Genomic DNA, 16,274 nt, shown 5'->3' on the forward strand with positions numbered 1-16,274 from the left:
CACGCTCAGCGGGACGTCCGGGCCAGGGCGGCGGCGAACTCGGCGACGGCCTGGTTGAACAGGTCCGGCTGCTCGACCGCGCACAGGTGCCCGGCGCGCGGGACGACCAGCAGTTCGGCGTTCGGCGTTTCGTCCGCCATGGCGCGGGCCTCGGCCTCGGTGGCGAGGGCGTCCTCGTCCCCGACCATGACGAGGGCGGGCACGCGCAGCGCGCGGAGCGTCCCGGACGCGTCGGGGCGTGCGGCCATGGCGCGCTGCGCCCACGCGGCGGCCCGCGGCGGCGTCGCCTGGACGAGCCCGCGCACCCGCCCGTACACGAGGGCGCGCTGCCGGAGGGTGGTCGGCCCGACGAGGGTGGGGAGCACCTCGTCCAGCAGGACGCGGGTCGATCCGTCACGTTCCAGAAGGTCGGCCTGGCGCAGCCGGGTCGCGCGGACCGGCTCGGTGTCGGCGGCGGCGCGGGTGGCAGCGAGCACCAGCCCGAGGACGAGGTCCGGGTGCCGGCGGCACAGCGCCAGCGCCACCTGACCGCCCATGGACAGCCCGCCGACCACCGCCCGCCCGACGCCGAGCCGCCCGCACAGCCGCGCGACGTCGTCGGCCATCGCGTCCACCGACGGCTCGTCGTCGCCCAGCTCGGAGCCGCCGAAGCCGCGCAGGTCGGGGGTGACGACCCGGAACCGCCGGGCGAGGCCCTCGCGCTGGGCGAGGAACATCGCCGAGGAGAGCGGGAACGCGTGCAGTAGGACGATCGCCGTGCCGGAGCCGATGTCCCTCGCGTACAGCCGCACGGTCATAGGCACATCGGTACCCGCTCCCGGGGCGGGCGTGACGCGGGTGGCCGCCACCGGCCGCGTGGGACTATCCGGCCGTTTCGTCCCATTCGGTGGGGAGCGGGGCCGCGTCCGGCGCGACCCGCTTCACGATCTCGTTCAGGACGGTCCGGACGTACGGCTCGCCGACCCACAGGTGCTTGGCGTTCGGCACCGCGACCACCTCGGCCTGCGGGACGCGCTTGAACCGCTCCCGCGCCTCGTCCGGCCGCAGGTAGTCGTCGAACTCGGGGACGAGCGCGAGGACCGGGCGCCCGTCGGCGGCCCACGCGTCCAGGTCGGCGTCGGTGGCGCGGTGCAGCGGCGGGGACAGCAGGATCGCGCCCTCCACCAGCGGGTCGCGCCCCCACTTCAGCGCCAGCTCGGTGCCGAACGACCAGCCGAGCAGCCACGGGCGCGGCAGGTCGTGGTACTCGGTGTACTCCAGCGCGGCGGCCACGTCGAACCGCTCGGTCTCGCCCTCGCCGAACTCGCCCTGGCTGGTGCCGCGCGCCGACGTCGTCCCGCGCGTGTTGAACCGCAGCACCGCGAGCCCGGCGAGCGCGGGCAGCCGGTAGGACGCCTTGCGCAGGACGTGGCTGTCCATCATGCCCTCGGCGGTGGGCAGCGGGTGCAGGCAGACGAGCGTCGCGGCCGGCGGCCGGTCCGGCGGCAGCGCCAGCTCGCCGACGAGCTCCAGCCCGTCGGAGGTGTGCAGCGTGATCTCCTCGCGCCGCGCCGGCAGCACCGTCGCCGCCCTGATCTCCGGCATGGGTCTCCTTACCTCGGGGGTGCTCGCGGGGGTTGCTCAGTAGCGGGGGGCGTTCCGGCCGCGCAGGACGCGCGGCGAGCGCCGGGCGCGGGCCCGCCAGCAGGGGCGGTGCCAGTGCCGCCGGTCATCGCCGCCGCGGTCGTCGGTCCGCCAGGCGACGACGTGCGCGACGCCGGGCGGGATCTCCTGGTCGCAGCCCGGGCACCGGTACGCCTTCACCGCGCCGGACCCGGAGACGGACCGGACGACCCACTCCCCGTCCGGCGCGTCCTCGGTCTCCTGAGCCCACGCCCCACCACCGCCCGCACGCGAAGGCCCGGACTCGGCACGGCGGTTCTTGCGGGGGCTCATGCCTCCAGGATATGGGCCCGTGACGGGGGTTCCAGGGGGTCGTCTCCCTGGGCTAAGCGCGCAACCGCTTGGCTGCGGTCGCGTGTTCGGTGAGGAGGGGGTCGGGGGCCAGGGACGGGTCGCGGGTTTCGGTGTGGAGGGCGGTCAGGACGGTGACGGCGCGGTCGAGGCCGAGGCGGTCCAGGTCGGCGATCGGGCCGGACGGGTAGCCGCAGCCGAGCGTCATCGCCGCGTCGATCGAGTCGGCGTCGGCGTATCCGGCGCCGAGCATGGCGGCGGCGTCGTTCAGGTAGGGGAAGCGGAGCGCGTCGACGATGAACCCGGCGCGGTCGCGGCAGCGGACGGCGGTGAGCCCGAGGCGGCGGACGGCGTCCAGCGCCCGGTCGGCGACGTCGGGGGCGGTGGCGACGGTGACGGCGATCTCGGCGAGCGTCCCCGCCGGGTCGGGCAGGCTCAGCCCGACGACGTCGGCGGGACGGCCGACCGCCATCGCCTGCCCGATCACCGAGCCGCCGGTGGAGGTGACGGCGAGCGGCGTGCCCGGCTTCGCGGCCCGCGCGGCGGCGGACAGCAGCGCGCGGCCCGCCTCGGCGTCCTCGGCGGCCTCCACGATGAGCTCGCAGCTCGCGAGGTCGGCGGCGGAGTCGCGGACGGGCGCGCCCGCGCGCTCGCACAGCGCGGCGACGGCGTCCGCGAGCGGGCCGACGCCGACGACGCCGACGACCGGCGGCGGCCCGGACGGCGCCGCGGGCGCGTCGGCCGCCGTGCCGTCGTGCGGGTAGAAGCCGCGCCCGGTCTTGCGGCCCAGCAGCCCGGCCGTGACGAGCTCGCGGAGCAGCGGGGACGCGGCGTGCCGCCGCTCCCGGGTCTCGGCGTGGATCGCGTCGAGCACGCCCTGGCAGGTGTCGAGGCCGATCAGGTCCATGAGGGTGAACGGGCCCATCGGCAGCCCGGCCCCGGCCGTCATCGCGGCGTCGATGTCGTCGCGGGTCGCGTGCCCGGACTCCAGCATGGCCACGGCCTGGTTCAGGTAGCCGAACAGCAGCCGGTTCGCGACGAACCCGGCGCGGTCGCCGACCGTCACGGGCGTCTTGCCGAGCGCCTCGACGAGCCCGGCGACGCGGGCGACGGCGTCCGGCTCGGTGAGCACGGTCCGGATGACCTCGACCAGCTTCATCACCGGCGCCGGGTTGAAGAAGTGCACCCCGACGATCTTGGTGGGACGGCCGGTGCTCACCGCGATGTCGGTGACCGAGAGCGACGAGGTGTTGGTGGCGAGGACGGCGTCGTCCCGGCACACGCGGTCCAGCTCGGCGAACACGCGGCGCTTCAGGTCGAGCCGCTCCGGGACGGCCTCGATCACGAGGTCGCAGTCGCCCAGCTCGGCGAAGTCGACGGAAAGGACGGTCCGGCCGAGGATCTCGCGCTGCGCCTCCTCGGTGAGCCGCCCGCGCCTGACCGCGCGTCCGGTGGAGACCTCCAGGTGGCCGCGGCCGCGGTCCAGCGCGTCCTGGTCCACCTCGACGCCGACGACGGCGAGCCCGCCGCGGGCCAGCACCTCGGCGATGCCCGCGCCCATCGTCCCCAGTCCGACTACCCCGACCCTGCTGAACGAACTCTCGGTCATGGAGGGCAGTCTCGCAGAGCGGCGGCGCGCCCTCGATCCCGGGTAGGACGGGGAGCGTGCGCCTCGGAATCTTCCTTCTCGCCGCCCGTTTCCCCGGTCAGGACGACGCCGCCGCCCTGGCCCGCACCGTCGAGGCCGCCGTCGCCGCCGAGCGCGCCGGGTTCGACGACGTCTGGCTGGCCGAGCACCATTTCATGTCGTACGGGGTGGTGCCGTCGGCGACCGTCCTCGCCGGGCACCTGCTCGGCGTCACCGCGCGGGTCGGGGTCGGGACGGCGGTGAGCGTCCTGTCCAGCCAGCACCCGGTGGCGGTGGCCGAGCAGGCGGCGATGCTGTCGCTGCTGTCCGGCGGCCGGTTCCAGCTCGGGGTCGGGCGCGGCGGCCCCTGGCGCGAGCTGGAGGTGTTCGGCACCGGCCTGCCCCGCTACGAGCGCGGCTTCGCCGAGTCGCTCGACCTGCTGCTGGCGTGGCTGCGGTCGGACCGGCTCGCCTGGTCCGGCGAAGAGTTCCGGTTCCGGGAGGTGCCGGTCGTGCCGCGCGCCGCCGTCCCGCCGCCGGTGACGGTCGCGTGCACGTCGCCCGCGACGGAGCGGCTGGCCGCCGAGCGCGGGCTGCCGATGCTCCTCGGCATGCACGTCGGGCCGGAGGAGAAGGCCGCCGCCGTCGCCCGGCACGGGCTGCCGGACCTCCCGCACGTCTCCGCGCACGTCGCCCAGGTCGCGGACACGCGCGAGCGGGCCGTGCGCACGCTGATGGCGGAGATGCCGCGCTGGCTCGGCCCCGGCCTGGACGGCTACGTCGCCGTCGACGACCGTCCGCGCCCGCCGCGCGACCCCGTCGGCTACACGCGCCGCATGTGCGACCTGCATCCGGTCGGCTCGCCGGACGACTGCGTCGAGTCGCTCGTCACGGCCGCCGAGCGCACCGGCGTCCGGCGGCTGATCCTGCTGGTCGAGGGCGCCGGGTCGCGCGGCGCCACGCTGGACAACATCGCCCGGCTCGGCGCGGACGTCCTGCCGAAGGTCCGGGCCGCCCTCGCGTGAAAGGGCGCGGCGCGCCGAAGCGCGCCGCGCCCCCCGGGCGACGGCGGGTCAGCAGTCGCGCAACTCCGGGGACTGGTTGAGGATCTGCTCGCGGGCGGTCACGAACGCGCGGTAGGTGTCGGACGCGCCGTCGGGGAAGACGGCGACGCGGTGGCAGTTCTGGAAGGCCAGCCGCACGCCGAACCAGCGCTCCAGCGCGCCGCGCATGGCGTCGCTCGCGAGCACCCTGAGCAGTTGGCCGCGGGCCTGCTCGTCCGGCGGCGGCGTCGTGTTGTCGGCGAACTCGCCGCCGTCCACGTGCAGCCGGGCCACCAGGCCGCTGATCATGTCCCACGCGTAGGGCAGGGACGTCCGCACGCACTCGACGAACGCCGCGTCGTCGACCTCGCCCTGCTTCGCCGCCTCCAGGAGTTCCGGGGTCACGTCAAGAGACATTGCGGGAGTCCTTTCGCTGACGCTGGATGCCCTCGACGCTAACCACGGCCCCCGGAGATTTCCAGGCTTGACAAAGGTTTTCATTCCGCTAGGTGCCCCGGTTCTGGCCCCGCCGCCAGAGTGGGCGCTTCTCGGCCCCCGGCCGCCCCCGGACGGGCCGGGGGCGGCTCAGCGGGCGGTCGCGGCGTCCCGGCCGGCGGCGCGGCGCCGGCGCGGCGGCCGGGCGGTCCGCTCGGCGAGCTCCGCCCAGTACTCGCGGGCCCGCCGCGCCAGCCGCGCGTCGCGCGCGGCCCGGGCCTCGGCCCGCAGGTCGCGGGCGCGCTCGCGGCTGATCGATCGCATGATGTCGTGGTGGTACACGGTTCCTCCCAGATCCCCCCACCGGGCCAAACCGCATGGCCCGACATCCAAGAGACTCGTCCTAAGGCCCCCTCCCCCACATCGGCATGACGCCTTATATCGGGCACCCGGACGTCTTAGCCGGTCGGCCGCACTAGGGTTGGTCGGCGTGCGTCTCGTTATCGCCCGCTGCAGCGTCGACTACGCCGGCAAGCTCACCGCCCACCTCCCGATGGCCCCCCGGCTGATCCTCATCAAGTCGGACGGGAGCGTCAGCGTCCATGCCGACGACCGCGCCTACAAGCCGCTGAACTGGATGAACCCGCCCTGCTCGCTGCGCGAGGAGCCGTTGGAGGAGGACGGCGCCGTCGCCCGCTGGACGGTCACCCACGGCAAGTCCGGCGAACGGCTCATCCTCACGATCCAGGAGGTCCTGCACGACACCAGCCACGAGCTGGGCGTCGACCCCGGCCTGCGCAAGGACGGCGTCGAGGCGCACCTCCAGGAGCTGCTGGCCGAGCACATCACCACCCTCGGCGACGGCTGGACGATGATCCGCCGCGAGTTCCCCACCGCGATCGGCCCCGTCGACATCCTGTGCCGGGACGCCGCGAGCGCCACCGTCGCCATCGAGATCAAGCGGCGCGGCGAGATCGACGGCGTCGAGCAGCTCACCCGCTACCTGGAGCTGCTGAACCGCGACCCGCACCTCGCGCCCGTCCGCGGGGTCTTCGCGGCGCAGGAGATCAGGCCGCAGGCGCGCGTCCTCGCCGCCGACCGCGGCATCGACTGCGTCACCCTCGACTACGACGCGCTGCGCGGCATCGAGCACGAGGGAACCCTCTTCTGACACCCGTCGCGGGGGTTCCGGGAGGTCGTCCTCCTGGGCCAGGATTTCCCCATGACCTTCCAAGCCAGCGGCAGTTTCGAGATAGACGCGTGGGACGCCGGGAAGCCCTTCGACGAGCGGGGCGGCGCCAAGCTGACCCGGGTCCACGTCGGCAAGACGTTCCACGGCGACCTCGTGGGGACGAGCAGCAGCGAACTGATCACCGTGGAGTCCGCCGCCGGGCCCGTCGCCTACGTGGGGGTCGAGCACGTCGAGGGCATCCTGCACGGCCGGGAGGGGACGTTCGTCCTGCAGCACAGCGCGGGCAGCGAGGACGGCACGCCGGACACCCAGTGGCTGCGCTGGCTGATCGTCCCGACGTCCGGCGGCGGGGAGCTCGCGGGCATCCGCGGCGTCGGCCAGATCACCGTCGGCGCCGACGGCGCGCACACGTGGACTCTGGAGTACACCCTGGACTAGGCACGACACGTCGGACATCGGACGAGGCGACGGCCGGTAACGTAGCGGCATGCCCCCCGCCACCACCGACGCGACACGCGAGCGGATCATCGACGCGGCCGCGGACTGCTTCGGCCGCCGCGGCGTGGCCAAGACCACCGTGGAGGACATCGCCGCCGCCGCGAAGCTGTCCCGCGCGACCGTGTACCGCAGCGTCACCGGCGGCCGCGAGGAGCTGATCCTCGCGGTGGTCATGCGCGACCTGCGCCGGTTCCTCGACCGGCTCGCCGAGCGGCTGCGCCGGGAGCGGGCGGTGCCGGACGCGATCGTGGAGGGCACGCTGGACGCCGTCCGGTACGTCCGGGAGGTGCCGGCGGTCGCGCACTTCCTCGTCCCGGAGGCGGCGGGGCACATGCAGGCGGCCGTGGCCGGGGCGTCGGAGCACGTGCTCGCGCTTTGTTGCGACTACGTCCGGCCGCACTTCGAGCGGGCGCAGCGGCAGCGGACGCTGCGCCCCGACATCGACGTGGAGGGGACGGTCGAGTTCCTCTTCCGCGTCATCACCTCGCTGATCGTCATGGACCGGGGCCGCGACGACGACGGGCTGCGCCGCTTCCTGCGCACCTATGTCGTTCCGGTCATCGCGGCGCCATGACTCCGGGGAGACGGTAGCTTCCGGAATGGCGGCGAGGATCAGGCGGGACGGCGCTCCCGCGCGGGCGGCGTGGCGAGAGGGGCCGGAGACGATGAGGGGCCGGAGACGATGACGGGTACTGCGCGCGGGACGCGCGGCGGAGCGGCGGTCCGGCCGAGCCCGGTCTTCCTCGTGATCGTGGCGGCGACGGTCCTGTTCGGGCTGATGGCGTGGCGGTACGGGGAGAACCCGTCCAAGCAGGCGCGGATCGCGCTGTTCGGGTTCGTCCTCGCGGCGTGGATGCTGTCGCTGTGCCTGCACGAGTTCGGGCACGCGTACATGGCGTACCGGTCGGGCGACCGCAGCGTCGTCGCGAAGGGCTACCTGACGCTGAACCCGCTGAAGTACTCCGACGCGGTGCTGAGCTTCCTGATCCCGGTCGTGTTCATCATGCTCGGCGGGATCGGCCTGCCGGGCGGCGCGGTCTGGATCGACCGGCACGTCATCCCCGGCCGGATCCGGCACAGCCTGATCTCGGCGGCGGGGCCGCTGTCGAACGTGCTGTTCGCGATCGTCCTCGCGGCGCTGTATGAGAACTACGCGCACCAGGACCACGGGATCTTCTGGCTGGGCGTGGCGTTCCTGGCGTTCCTCCAGGTCACGGCCGCCGTGCTGAACCTGCTCCCGATCCCCGGCCTGGACGGCTTCGGGATCATCGAGCCGTACCTGCCGCGCCGCTGGGCCGACCAGGCCGCGTCCGTCGGCGGCTACGCGTTCCTCATCCTGATCGCGCTGCTCTGGCTCGGACCGATCAACGAGGCGTTCTTCTCCTTCATCTACCACATCACGGGCGCGCTGGGCCTCGACGAGCTGCCGATCCAGGTCGGGCATTCCCTGTTCCGGTGGTGGAACAACTGAGCGGCATAGGGTGGTTTACTAGCCAGTACCCCGCCGCAAGCAGTCACTTACGCCAGGCTCCTCCCGGGAGGTCCCGCATGTCCGTGGCCACGGAGAACACCGAGACGTTCGGGTCGCTGAACCCGGCCACCGGCGAGGTCATCGCCGAGCACCCCGTCCATGACGCGGCCGCCGTGGCGGCGGCGGTCGAGCGCGCCCGGGAGGCGGCGGGCTGGTGGCGCGCCCTCGGGTGGAAGGAGCGCAGGCTCCGGCTGCTGAACGTCAAGGGGTCGCTGACCCGCAACCTGAGCCGGATGGCCGAGCTCGTCCACCAGGAGACGGGCAAGCCGGTGCAGGACGCCCAGCTTGAGACGATCATGGCGATCACCCACCTGGACTGGGCCGCCCGCAACGCGCGCAAGGTCCTCGGGCCGCGCAGCGTCTACCCGGGCATCATGGCGATCAACCAGAAGTGCGTGCTGGAGTACCAGCCGGTCGGCGTCGTCGGCGTGATCGGCCCGTGGAACTACCCGGTCTTCACGCCGATGGGGTCGATCGCCTACGCGCTCGCCGCCGGGAACACCGTCGTGTTCAAGCCGTCGGAGTTCACGCCCGGCGTCGGCGAGTACCTCGCGGAGCTGGTCGCGGCGGTCGTGCCCGAGCACCCCGTCCTGCAGACGGTCACCGGGTTCGGCGAGACCGGCGCGGCGCTCGCCGCCGCGCCCGGCCTCGGCAAGCTCGCCTTCACCGGCTCGGCCCGCACCGCGAAGCGCGTGATGGCCGCGTGCGCGGAGAACCTCACCCCGCTCGTCGCCGAGTGCGGCGGCAAGGACGCCTGCATCGTCGACTCCGACGCCGACCTCGACGCGGCCGCCGACGCCGCGCTGTGGGGCGCCATGTCCAACGCGGGCCAGACGTGCATCGGCGTCGAGCGCATCTACGTCGTGGACGACGCCTACGACAAGTTCCTCGGCAAGCTCACCGAGAAGGCCGCCGGGCTGCGGCCCGGCTTCGACCGCGAGGCCGCCTACGGCCCGATCACGATGCCCGGCCAGCTCGACGTCATCGAACGCCACATCAAGGACGCCCTCGCCAAGGGCGGCAAGGCCGTCGTCGGCGGCGCGGAGTCGGTGCGCAAGCCGTACGTGGAGCCGGTCGTCCTGACGAACGTGCCGGACGACGCGTCCGCCGTGTGCGAGGAGACGTTCGGCCCGACGATCACCGTCCACCGCGTCAAGGACCTGGACGAGGCCGTCGAGAAGGCCAACCGCACCAGCTACGGCCTCGCCGGGACGATCTTCTCCGGCGACCGCTCCCGCGCCATGGACGTCGCCCGCCGGATGCGCTCCGGCATGACGTCGATCAACGCGTTCGCCGCGTTCGCGCAGGTCGCCGCGCTGCCGTTCGGCGGGGTCGGCGAGTCCGGCTTCGGCCGCATCCACGGCGCGGACGGGCTGCGCGAGTTCACCCGGCCGAAGGCGATCACGCGGCAGCGGTTCGCGACCATGAACCTCACCTCGTTCGGCCGGAGCGAGAAGGAGATGGCCCGCGTGCTCGGCATGATCAGCATGATCCACGGCCGCCGCTACAAGCGCTGACCCCGCCGCCATGACCTCCGGGACGCCCGTGCGCAGCCGCCTCCAGGCGGCGCTCGGCACGCCGCCGCCGCCCGCGCCCGGCGTCCGGCCGCTCGCGGGCGGCGACCTCCCCGCGCTCGCCGCCCCGATGTGGGACGCCTACCGCGGCACCCCCGACGAGCCCGACGTCGGCAGCCTCCTCGGCGCGGCGCGCGAGGTGCGGCTCACCCTGGACGGCGCGTACGGCACGTTCCTGCCCGCCGCGTCCTTCGTCGCCGGGGACGGCGGGCGTCCCGTCGCGGGCGCCCTCGTCACCCTCTACCGCGACGTCCCGCTCCTGGCGTTCCTGTTCGTCGCCCATTCCCACGCCGGGCACGGGCTCGGGCGGGCGCTGGTCCAGGCCGTCATGCACGCCCTCGCCGAACAGGGCCACGACACGCTCACCCTCGCGGTGACCCGCCGCAACCACCGCGCCCGCCGCCTCTACCGCGACCTCGGCTTCGTCGAGGTCCCCTGAACGCGGGCGGGCACGGCCGCCGGATCGACGGCGGCGCGCGTACCATGGTCATCGATCAGGGGTGGTTCATGGCGGAAGACCGTGCCGTGCGCAGAGTGGTCGGCTACGCGTGGGCGCTCAGTCCGACCATCACCCTGGGGCTGGCCACGCCCGTCACGATGGGTTACGCGGCGCTACGCACGAGATCCGCGTGGGTCTGGGCGACGGTCGTCTTCTACTTCGTCCTCGTCGCGTCCATGCTCCTGCCCGTCGACGAGACCAGTTTTATGGCCGACGGCGGGTTCATCCTGGCGCTGCTCCTGTCGGGCCCGGCCGCCACGATCCAGGCGTTCGCCCTCAAGGCGCGCGTGTTCCCCGAGCCCGCCCTCCCCGGCACCCTCGAACACGCCGTCCAGGAGGCGGAGCGCCGCCGCCGGCTGCGCGCCCGCGCGGTCGAGATCGCCCGCGCGACTCCCGAGCTGGCGGTGGAGCTCGGGATCGGCCGGCCCGACCTGGAACGGTCCTTCGACGACGGCGGCGTGGTCGACGTCAACCACGCACCCGCGCCCGCGCTCAGGACCGTCCCCGGTCTGACGCAGGAGCACGTCAGGCGCATCGTGCGGCTCCGGCGGGAGACGGGCGGCTTCACCTCGGCCGAGGAGCTCGCGATGCTCGCCGACCTGCCCCCGCACCTCACCCCCGTCCTCAAGAAGCACGCGGTGTTCCTCCCGGACTGAGGACGGCGCCCGCCCCGCCCGCCTAGGACGCGGGCCGGTCCGCCTAGGACGCCACGCCTCCGTCTAAGGCGGGCTAAGGCGCTGAGATAAGGCGTCGTCCCGATGTGGGGGGCGGGGCCTTAGGACGAACCTTGTACATGTCGGGCCACGAGGGCCCGGCGGCGACGAGGAGAAGCAGATGATCCGCCCGGAGTTCAGCAACGTCATCATCAAGGACCGAGTACAGGTGCTGCGGAAGGAGGCGAAGCAGGCGCGCCGCGTCCGCATCGCGAAGGCGCTGAAGCGGTGACCCCGCCGCCCTGTGCCGACCAGGCGCCCCCGTCCTCCAGGACGGGGGCGTCACTCGTTTCCGGGGACGTTCACCTGTCCGCGTTGGCGGGCTTCAGCGGGGCGCGGCCGCGGATCAGGTCGGCGGCGCGCTCGGCGATCGCGATCGTCGGCGCGTTGGTGTTGCCGCGCGGGACGGACGGCATGACCGACGCGTCCACCACCCGCAGCCCCTCGACGCCGCGGACGCGCAGCTCCGGGTCGCAGACGGCGCCGTCCCCGCCCATCGCGCAGGTGCTCGTCGGGTGGAACAGCGTGGCGCACTCGCGGCGGACGTAGGCGACCAGCGCCTCGTCGTCGTCGACCTGCTCCCCCGGCGCCCACTCGCCGCCGGTCAGCGCGGCCAGCGGGCCGGTCGCGGCGATCTCCCTGGCCTGCCGGACCCCGGCGACGAGGATGTCCAGGTCGGCCTTGTCGGCGAGGTAGGCCGGGTCGATCAGCGGCTTGGCGTACGGGCTGGCCGAGCGCAGCGTGAGCGCGCCCCGGCTGGCGACCGCGACCGCCGTGACCAGGACCGACAGCACCCGCTCGGACGACTCGGTGAGCCCCTGGTCGACGAACGGCGTCGGCAGCACGTGGTACTGGAGGTCGGGCGCGGGGAGGCCCTCGACCGTCCGGACGAACCCGCCCGCCTCGGCGACGTTGGACGCGTAGGGCCCGCGTCCGAGCGCCTGGTACAGCGCGAACGTCCGCGCGTTGGCCAGCTCCCAGAGGGCCTTGCTGCGGGGCGTGGCGAACATGACGTTCACGAACGGGTGGTCCTGGAGCCCCTGCCCGACCGGGGAGTCGACGACGACCTCGATGCCGAGCGAGCGCAGGTGGTCGGCGGGGCCGACGCCGGAGAGCATGAGGAGCTGCGGGCTGTTCACCGCGCCGCCGGACAGGATCACCTCGGTGCCCGCGCGGGCCGACATCGTCTCGCCGCGCGCCTCGTACCGGACGCCGACCGCGCGGCCGCCCTCGATCACGACGCGGGTGGCGAGCGCGTCGGTGACGACGGTGAGGTTCGGCCGGTGCTCGATCGGGTGCAGGTACCCGGCGGCGGTCGACCAGCGCCGCCCCCGCCGGTGGGTGACCTGGTAGAAGCCGACGCCGTCCTGCTCGGCGCCGTTGAAGTCGGAGTTCGCGGCGAGGCCGTACGCCTTCGCCGACCGCACCCACGCGCGGGTCAGCGGGTGCCGGTAGCGCGGGTCCTCGACGCGGAGCGGGCCGCCGACGCCGTGGTAGGGGATGTCGCCGCGCTGCTGGTCCTCGGCGCGGCGGAAGTAGGGCAGCAGGTCCTCATAGCCCCAGCCCGCGCAGCCGTGCGAGTCGCGCCAGGTGTCGTAGTCGTACCGGGCGCCCCGGATGTAGATCATCGCGTTGGTGGACGAGCTGCCGCCGAGCGTCCGCCCGCGCGGCCAGTACACGCTGCGCCCGGCGGCGTGCTCCTGCGGGACGGTCGCGTAGTCCCAGTCGTACGGGCCCTTGATCAGCGCGGCCACCGCCGCCGGGATGTGGATCTCGGGGGCGTCGTCCGGCGGGCCCGCCTCCAGCAGCAGGACCTTCGCGGACGGGTCCTCGGTCAGCCGGGCGGCGAGGACGCAGCCCGCGCTGCCCGCTCCCACGATGATGTAGTCGTACACGGCGCCCTCCGGGAGTATTTCCGGAAACCCTACCGAACGGGCTTCAGCGCCCGGCGCTAGTGTGATCGCCATGGCGAAGAACAGGGACACCCCCGTCGTGCTCTCGCAGATCTACACCCGGACCGGCGACGACGGCACCACCGCGCTCGGCGACGCGTCCCGGACCCGCAAGACCGATCCGCGGCTCGCCGCCTACGCCGACGTCGAGGAGGCCAACGCCGCGATCGGCGCGGCGATCGCCCTCGGCGCGCTCCCGGCGGACGTCGCGGCGGTGCTGGCGCGCGTCCAGAACGACCTCTTCGACGTGGGCGCCGACCTGTGCGCCCCGGTCGTCCCCGATCCGCAGTACCCGCCGCTGCGGGTCGAGCCGTCCTACGTCGAGCGGCTGGAGGCGGCGTGCGACGAGCACAACGCGGCGCTGCCGACGCTGCGCAGCTTCATCCTCCCCGGCGGGACGCCCGGCGCCGCGCTGCTGCACGTCGCCCGGACGGTCTGCCGCCGCGCCGAACGCTCCGCCTGGGCGGCGATCGAGGCGCACGGCGCCGCCGCCGCGGACGACCCGGACGCCCCCGCCGGCGGTATGAACCCGCTCACCGCCCGCTACCTCAACCGCCTGTCCGACCTGCTGTTCATCCTGTGCCGGGTGGCGAACGCCGAGCACGGCGACGTCCTGTGGAAGCCCGGCGGCGAACGCTGACGCCGCGCTGCCGCCCCGGGGGTGGGGTTAGCCCTACCCCCGGATGACCGGTTCGCCTCCTGGTGACGGCATCCCCCCGCGGTGCAGGCTGGTTCCCTGAGGGCGCACTGCTACAACGGGGAGTGACCACGTGAGGACCCTGACGTTCACCGCCGTGCTGACGGCGGCCGCGGCGGCGCTGGTCGGCTGCGGCAACCTCAGCTACGGCGCGCACCAGGAGGACCGCACCTACAGCGCGCCCGCCGGCGTCACCGCCCTGAAGATCCGGTCGAACGGCAGCCGGGTGGAGATCACCGGATCCGACTCGCCGGGGATCAAGGTGCGGGAGCGGCTGACCTGGTCGAACGACAAGAACAAGCCGGAGCCGCGCCATGTGACGGAGGGCGGGACGCTGGCGCTGACGTCCAAGTGCGCGAAGGTCGTCGTCGGGCTCAGCGGCACCGGCTGCGGCGTCTCCTACCGGATCCAGGTGCCGCGCGGAACGCCCGTGGAGGTCGACAACGACGACGGCAGGATCGTCGCGTCCGGCCTCGGCGGGACGGTCAAGCTGCACACCGACAACGGCGCGCTCAAGGTCACCGACCTGCGCGCGACGTCGGTGAACCTCAGCTCCGACGACGGCTCCATCGAGGTCTCCGGCCGCACCGGGACCGCCGACCTGCAGAGCGACAACGGCCGCATCACCGCGACCGGCCTCATCGCCGACACGCTGACCGCGCGGACCAGCGACGGGCGCATCAGCATCGCCGGGCGGGTGACCGTCGCCGACGTCCGCACCTCCAACGGCGGCATCGACGCGCGCGGCCTCACCACCGACCGGATCACCGCCCGGACCAGCGACGGGCCGATCGACCTGCGGTTCGCCGCCGCGCCCACGGACGTCCGCGCGACCAGCGGGAACGGGCCGGTGCGCGTCCGGGTGCCGCGCGGCGAGGGCTATGCGATCACGCTGACCAGCGGCAACGGGCCCGAGCGGATCGACCCGGCCGTCCACCAGGACTCGCGGTCCACGCGCACCATCCAGCTGCGCAGCGGCGACGGCGCGCTGACCGTCGCGCCCGCCTAGCGGACCAGGTAGGGGCCGCGCCGCTCCAGGCCGGACGACGGCGTGCGGGCGGCGCCCAGCCGGGCGCCGCCGTTGACGGCGACGGTCGTGCGGGCCAGGTGCTGGGTGACGTACGCGACGCCGTCCAGGGCCGTGTCGAACAGCTTGGAGTCGACGTTCCGCAGCCGGTCGCACTTGGCGTGGTAGCACGGGTCGTAGGCCCGGCCCGCCCGGCCGCCGAACGCCTTCGCCTCCGCCGCCGTCTTCACCCCGTCCGCGCCGGTGTCGATGCCGCCGGACGGGATGCCGTGCTCGATGAACGGGCCGTAGTCGGACCGTCCGTTGAACTCGCTCTCGGCGGTCGGGAGGCGGCGCCCGGCGAAGTACTGCCGGAACATCCGCTCGATGGCGCCCGACCCGGCGGGCGCGCGGCCGCCGGTGCGCGTCGAGCCGTCCCCGTCGTACACGCCGCGCACCCCGTTCGGCGAGCCGAGCATGTCGAAGTTCAGATTCAGCGCGATGTGGCGGCGGCGGGACGCCGGCAGCGACGCCACGTAGTGGGTCGAGCCGCGCAGGCCCTCCTCCTCGGCGCCCCAGAACGCGAACCTGACCCGGTTGCGCAGGCCGCTCTCGCCCAGCTTCTCGATCTTGGCGGCGACGGCGAGCAGCGCCGCCGCGCCGGTGCCGTTGTCGTTGATCCCCGGCCCGGCCGGGACGCTGTCGAGGTGCGCGCCGAGCAGCACCACGTTGTCCTGGCGGCCCTGCTCGGTGTCGGCGATCACGTTCGACGTCGTCCGCCTGCCCTGGACGGCGTCGGTCCGCACGCGCAGCCTCAGCCCGCCGCGCGCCGCCGCCCGCGCCAGCGCGACGCCGACCGCGTGGCTCGGGCCGACCACCGGGATCGCCGCCGGCCGGTTCACCGTCCCCCGCACCGGCCCCCGCTCGCCCGGCCCGTTGAACACCACGACGGCGGACGCGCCCGCCGCCCGCGCCCGGTCCGCCTTCGTCTCGAACGTGCACGTCCCGCGCTGGACGAGCGCGATCGACCCCTTGCGGAAGCCCCGGAAGTCGTCCTGCTCGCAGCCGCTCGTCCCCTCCCCGCGCGCCGGGAGGTCGACGGCCGCCACCGGCGCGGTCACGTCCCCGGCGCCCGAGTACGCGAGCGTCACGAAGTCGTCGCCCACCCGGTAGGACGCCCTGGACGGCGCCGTCCGCGCCAGCACCGGGTCCGACCGCTCCGCCCAGTACGGGTAGGAGAACCTCTGGATCGTCGGCGTCAGGCCCGCCTTGCGGAGCCGTCCGGCCACGTAGTTCACCGACACGTCGTAGCCGGGGGTCCCGGCCGCGCGGTTCCCGCCGTTGTAGTCGGCGATCTCCTGGAACGCGCGCAGGTGCACCTCGGCGTCCTTGACCGTGACCAGCGCCGCGAGGTCGGGACGCGCCGGCGCGGCGCCGGACGCGGGCGACGCCGCCGGGACGAGGGCGGCGGGCAGAACGGCGGCGGGCAACGCCACGACGGCGCCGGTGAGCAGCTTGCGCACATGCACTCCTGCGGTCGGAGACGGAGCTGGG

The 16,274-nt window shown here is 74.2% G+C and carries 18 protein-coding genes; 10 read left to right on the forward strand and 8 right to left on the reverse strand.

The features are described 5' to 3' along the window. Positions 1–5: 5 nt before the first annotated feature. The 4 genes from ACH01S_RS36400 to ACH01S_RS36415 all read right to left on the reverse strand — a co-directional run bounded on the left by ACH01S_RS36400 (position 6) and on the right by ACH01S_RS36415 (position 3,562). Positions 6–797: an alpha/beta fold hydrolase gene (locus ACH01S_RS36400; protein ID WP_067903113.1), complete on the reverse strand. Its 792-nt coding sequence runs from the start codon at positions 795–797 to the stop codon at positions 6–8. Positions 798–861: 64 nt separating this feature from the next. Beyond that, positions 862–1,584, reverse strand: coding sequence for an alpha/beta hydrolase (locus ACH01S_RS36405; RefSeq protein WP_067903116.1), 723 nt, complete (start codon positions 1,582–1,584; stop codon positions 862–864). Positions 1,585–1,620: 36 nt separating this feature from the next. After that, entirely contained in the window at positions 1,621–1,935 is a 315-nt protein-coding gene (locus ACH01S_RS36410) for an Rv1322 family protein (protein WP_067903120.1), read from the reverse strand. Between the two features lie 52 nt (positions 1,936–1,987). Continuing rightward, the gene (locus tag ACH01S_RS36415) at positions 1,988–3,562 is read right to left on the reverse strand and encodes a 3-hydroxyacyl-CoA dehydrogenase family protein (RefSeq protein ID WP_067903123.1); all 1,575 of its coding nucleotides are present in this window, start codon (positions 3,560–3,562) and stop codon (positions 1,988–1,990) included. A 56-nt stretch (positions 3,563–3,618) separates the two neighbouring features. On the opposite strand from ACH01S_RS36415, the gene ACH01S_RS36420 reads away from it, so the two are divergent. Beyond that, on the forward strand, positions 3,619–4,605 hold the full coding sequence (locus tag ACH01S_RS36420) for an LLM class flavin-dependent oxidoreductase (protein WP_067903128.1): 987 nt from the start codon (positions 3,619–3,621) through the stop codon (positions 4,603–4,605). 48 nt (positions 4,606–4,653) lie between these two features. Here ACH01S_RS36420 and ACH01S_RS36425 read toward each other — a convergent pair whose 3' ends face one another. Then, positions 4,654–5,040: an SCO5389 family protein gene (locus tag ACH01S_RS36425; protein ID WP_067903130.1), complete on the reverse strand. Its 387-nt coding sequence runs from the start codon at positions 5,038–5,040 to the stop codon at positions 4,654–4,656. A 168-nt stretch (positions 5,041–5,208) separates the two neighbouring features. Further along, positions 5,209–5,382: a hypothetical protein gene (locus ACH01S_RS36430; RefSeq protein ID WP_157406353.1), complete on the reverse strand. Its 174-nt coding sequence runs from the start codon at positions 5,380–5,382 to the stop codon at positions 5,209–5,211. A 166-nt stretch (positions 5,383–5,548) separates the two neighbouring features. Here ACH01S_RS36430 and nucS point away from each other — a divergent pair, with 166 nt between their 5' ends. The 7 genes from nucS (at position 5,549) to ACH01S_RS36465 (ending at position 11,008) form a co-directional block, all read left to right on the forward strand. Then, positions 5,549–6,229, forward strand: a complete 681-nt coding sequence (nucS, locus tag ACH01S_RS36435; protein WP_067903252.1) for an endonuclease NucS — start codon at positions 5,549–5,551, stop codon at positions 6,227–6,229. A 51-nt stretch (positions 6,230–6,280) separates the two neighbouring features. After that, positions 6,281–6,688: a DUF3224 domain-containing protein gene (locus ACH01S_RS36440; protein ID WP_067903136.1), complete on the forward strand. Its 408-nt coding sequence runs from the start codon at positions 6,281–6,283 to the stop codon at positions 6,686–6,688. A 49-nt stretch (positions 6,689–6,737) separates the two neighbouring features. Further along, on the forward strand, positions 6,738–7,322 hold the full coding sequence (locus tag ACH01S_RS36445; protein WP_067903139.1) for a TetR/AcrR family transcriptional regulator: 585 nt from the start codon (positions 6,738–6,740) through the stop codon (positions 7,320–7,322). A gap of 108 nt (positions 7,323–7,430) precedes the next feature. Further along, the gene (locus tag ACH01S_RS36450; RefSeq protein WP_067903141.1) at positions 7,431–8,219 is read left to right on the forward strand and encodes a site-2 protease family protein; all 789 of its coding nucleotides are present in this window, start codon (positions 7,431–7,433) and stop codon (positions 8,217–8,219) included. Between the two features lie 77 nt (positions 8,220–8,296). Further along, positions 8,297–9,796, forward strand: a complete 1,500-nt coding sequence (locus ACH01S_RS36455) for an aldehyde dehydrogenase family protein (RefSeq protein ID WP_067903144.1) — start codon at positions 8,297–8,299, stop codon at positions 9,794–9,796. A gap of 10 nt (positions 9,797–9,806) precedes the next feature. After that, positions 9,807–10,292: a GNAT family N-acetyltransferase gene (locus ACH01S_RS36460; RefSeq protein ID WP_067903147.1), complete on the forward strand. Its 486-nt coding sequence runs from the start codon at positions 9,807–9,809 to the stop codon at positions 10,290–10,292. Between the two features lie 68 nt (positions 10,293–10,360). After that, positions 10,361–11,008 (forward strand): helix-hairpin-helix domain-containing protein, encoded by a 648-nt coding sequence (locus tag ACH01S_RS36465; protein ID WP_174564939.1) that lies wholly within the window; start codon positions 10,361–10,363, stop codon positions 11,006–11,008. A gap of 359 nt (positions 11,009–11,367) precedes the next feature. Here the strand turns inward: ACH01S_RS36465 and ACH01S_RS36470 are convergent, their stop codons facing one another. Beyond that, entirely contained in the window at positions 11,368–12,960 is a 1,593-nt protein-coding gene (locus ACH01S_RS36470; RefSeq protein WP_067903154.1) for a GMC family oxidoreductase, read from the reverse strand. Positions 12,961–13,030: 70 nt separating this feature from the next. On the opposite strand from ACH01S_RS36470, the gene ACH01S_RS36475 reads away from it, so the two are divergent. Both ACH01S_RS36475 and ACH01S_RS36480 read left to right on the forward strand, forming a co-directional pair. Further along, a complete protein-coding gene (locus tag ACH01S_RS36475; protein WP_067903256.1) occupies positions 13,031–13,657 on the forward strand; it encodes a cob(I)yrinic acid a,c-diamide adenosyltransferase in 627 nt (208 codons plus the stop codon). Positions 13,658–13,787: 130 nt separating this feature from the next. Beyond that, positions 13,788–14,723, forward strand: a complete 936-nt coding sequence (locus ACH01S_RS36480) for a DUF4097 family beta strand repeat-containing protein (protein ID WP_067903165.1) — start codon at positions 13,788–13,790, stop codon at positions 14,721–14,723. Here ACH01S_RS36480 and ACH01S_RS36485 read toward each other — a convergent pair. Next, positions 14,720–16,243 (reverse strand): M20/M25/M40 family metallo-hydrolase, encoded by a 1,524-nt coding sequence (locus tag ACH01S_RS36485; protein WP_067903168.1) that lies wholly within the window; start codon positions 16,241–16,243, stop codon positions 14,720–14,722. The genes ACH01S_RS36480 and ACH01S_RS36485 overlap by 4 nt on opposite strands. Positions 16,244–16,274: the final 31 nt, after the last annotated feature.

The sequence above is a fragment of the Actinomadura chibensis NBRC 106107 genome (genome assembly GCF_001552135.1).
GTDB classification, from domain to species: domain Bacteria; phylum Actinomycetota; class Actinomycetes; order Streptosporangiales; family Streptosporangiaceae; genus Spirillospora; species Spirillospora chibensis.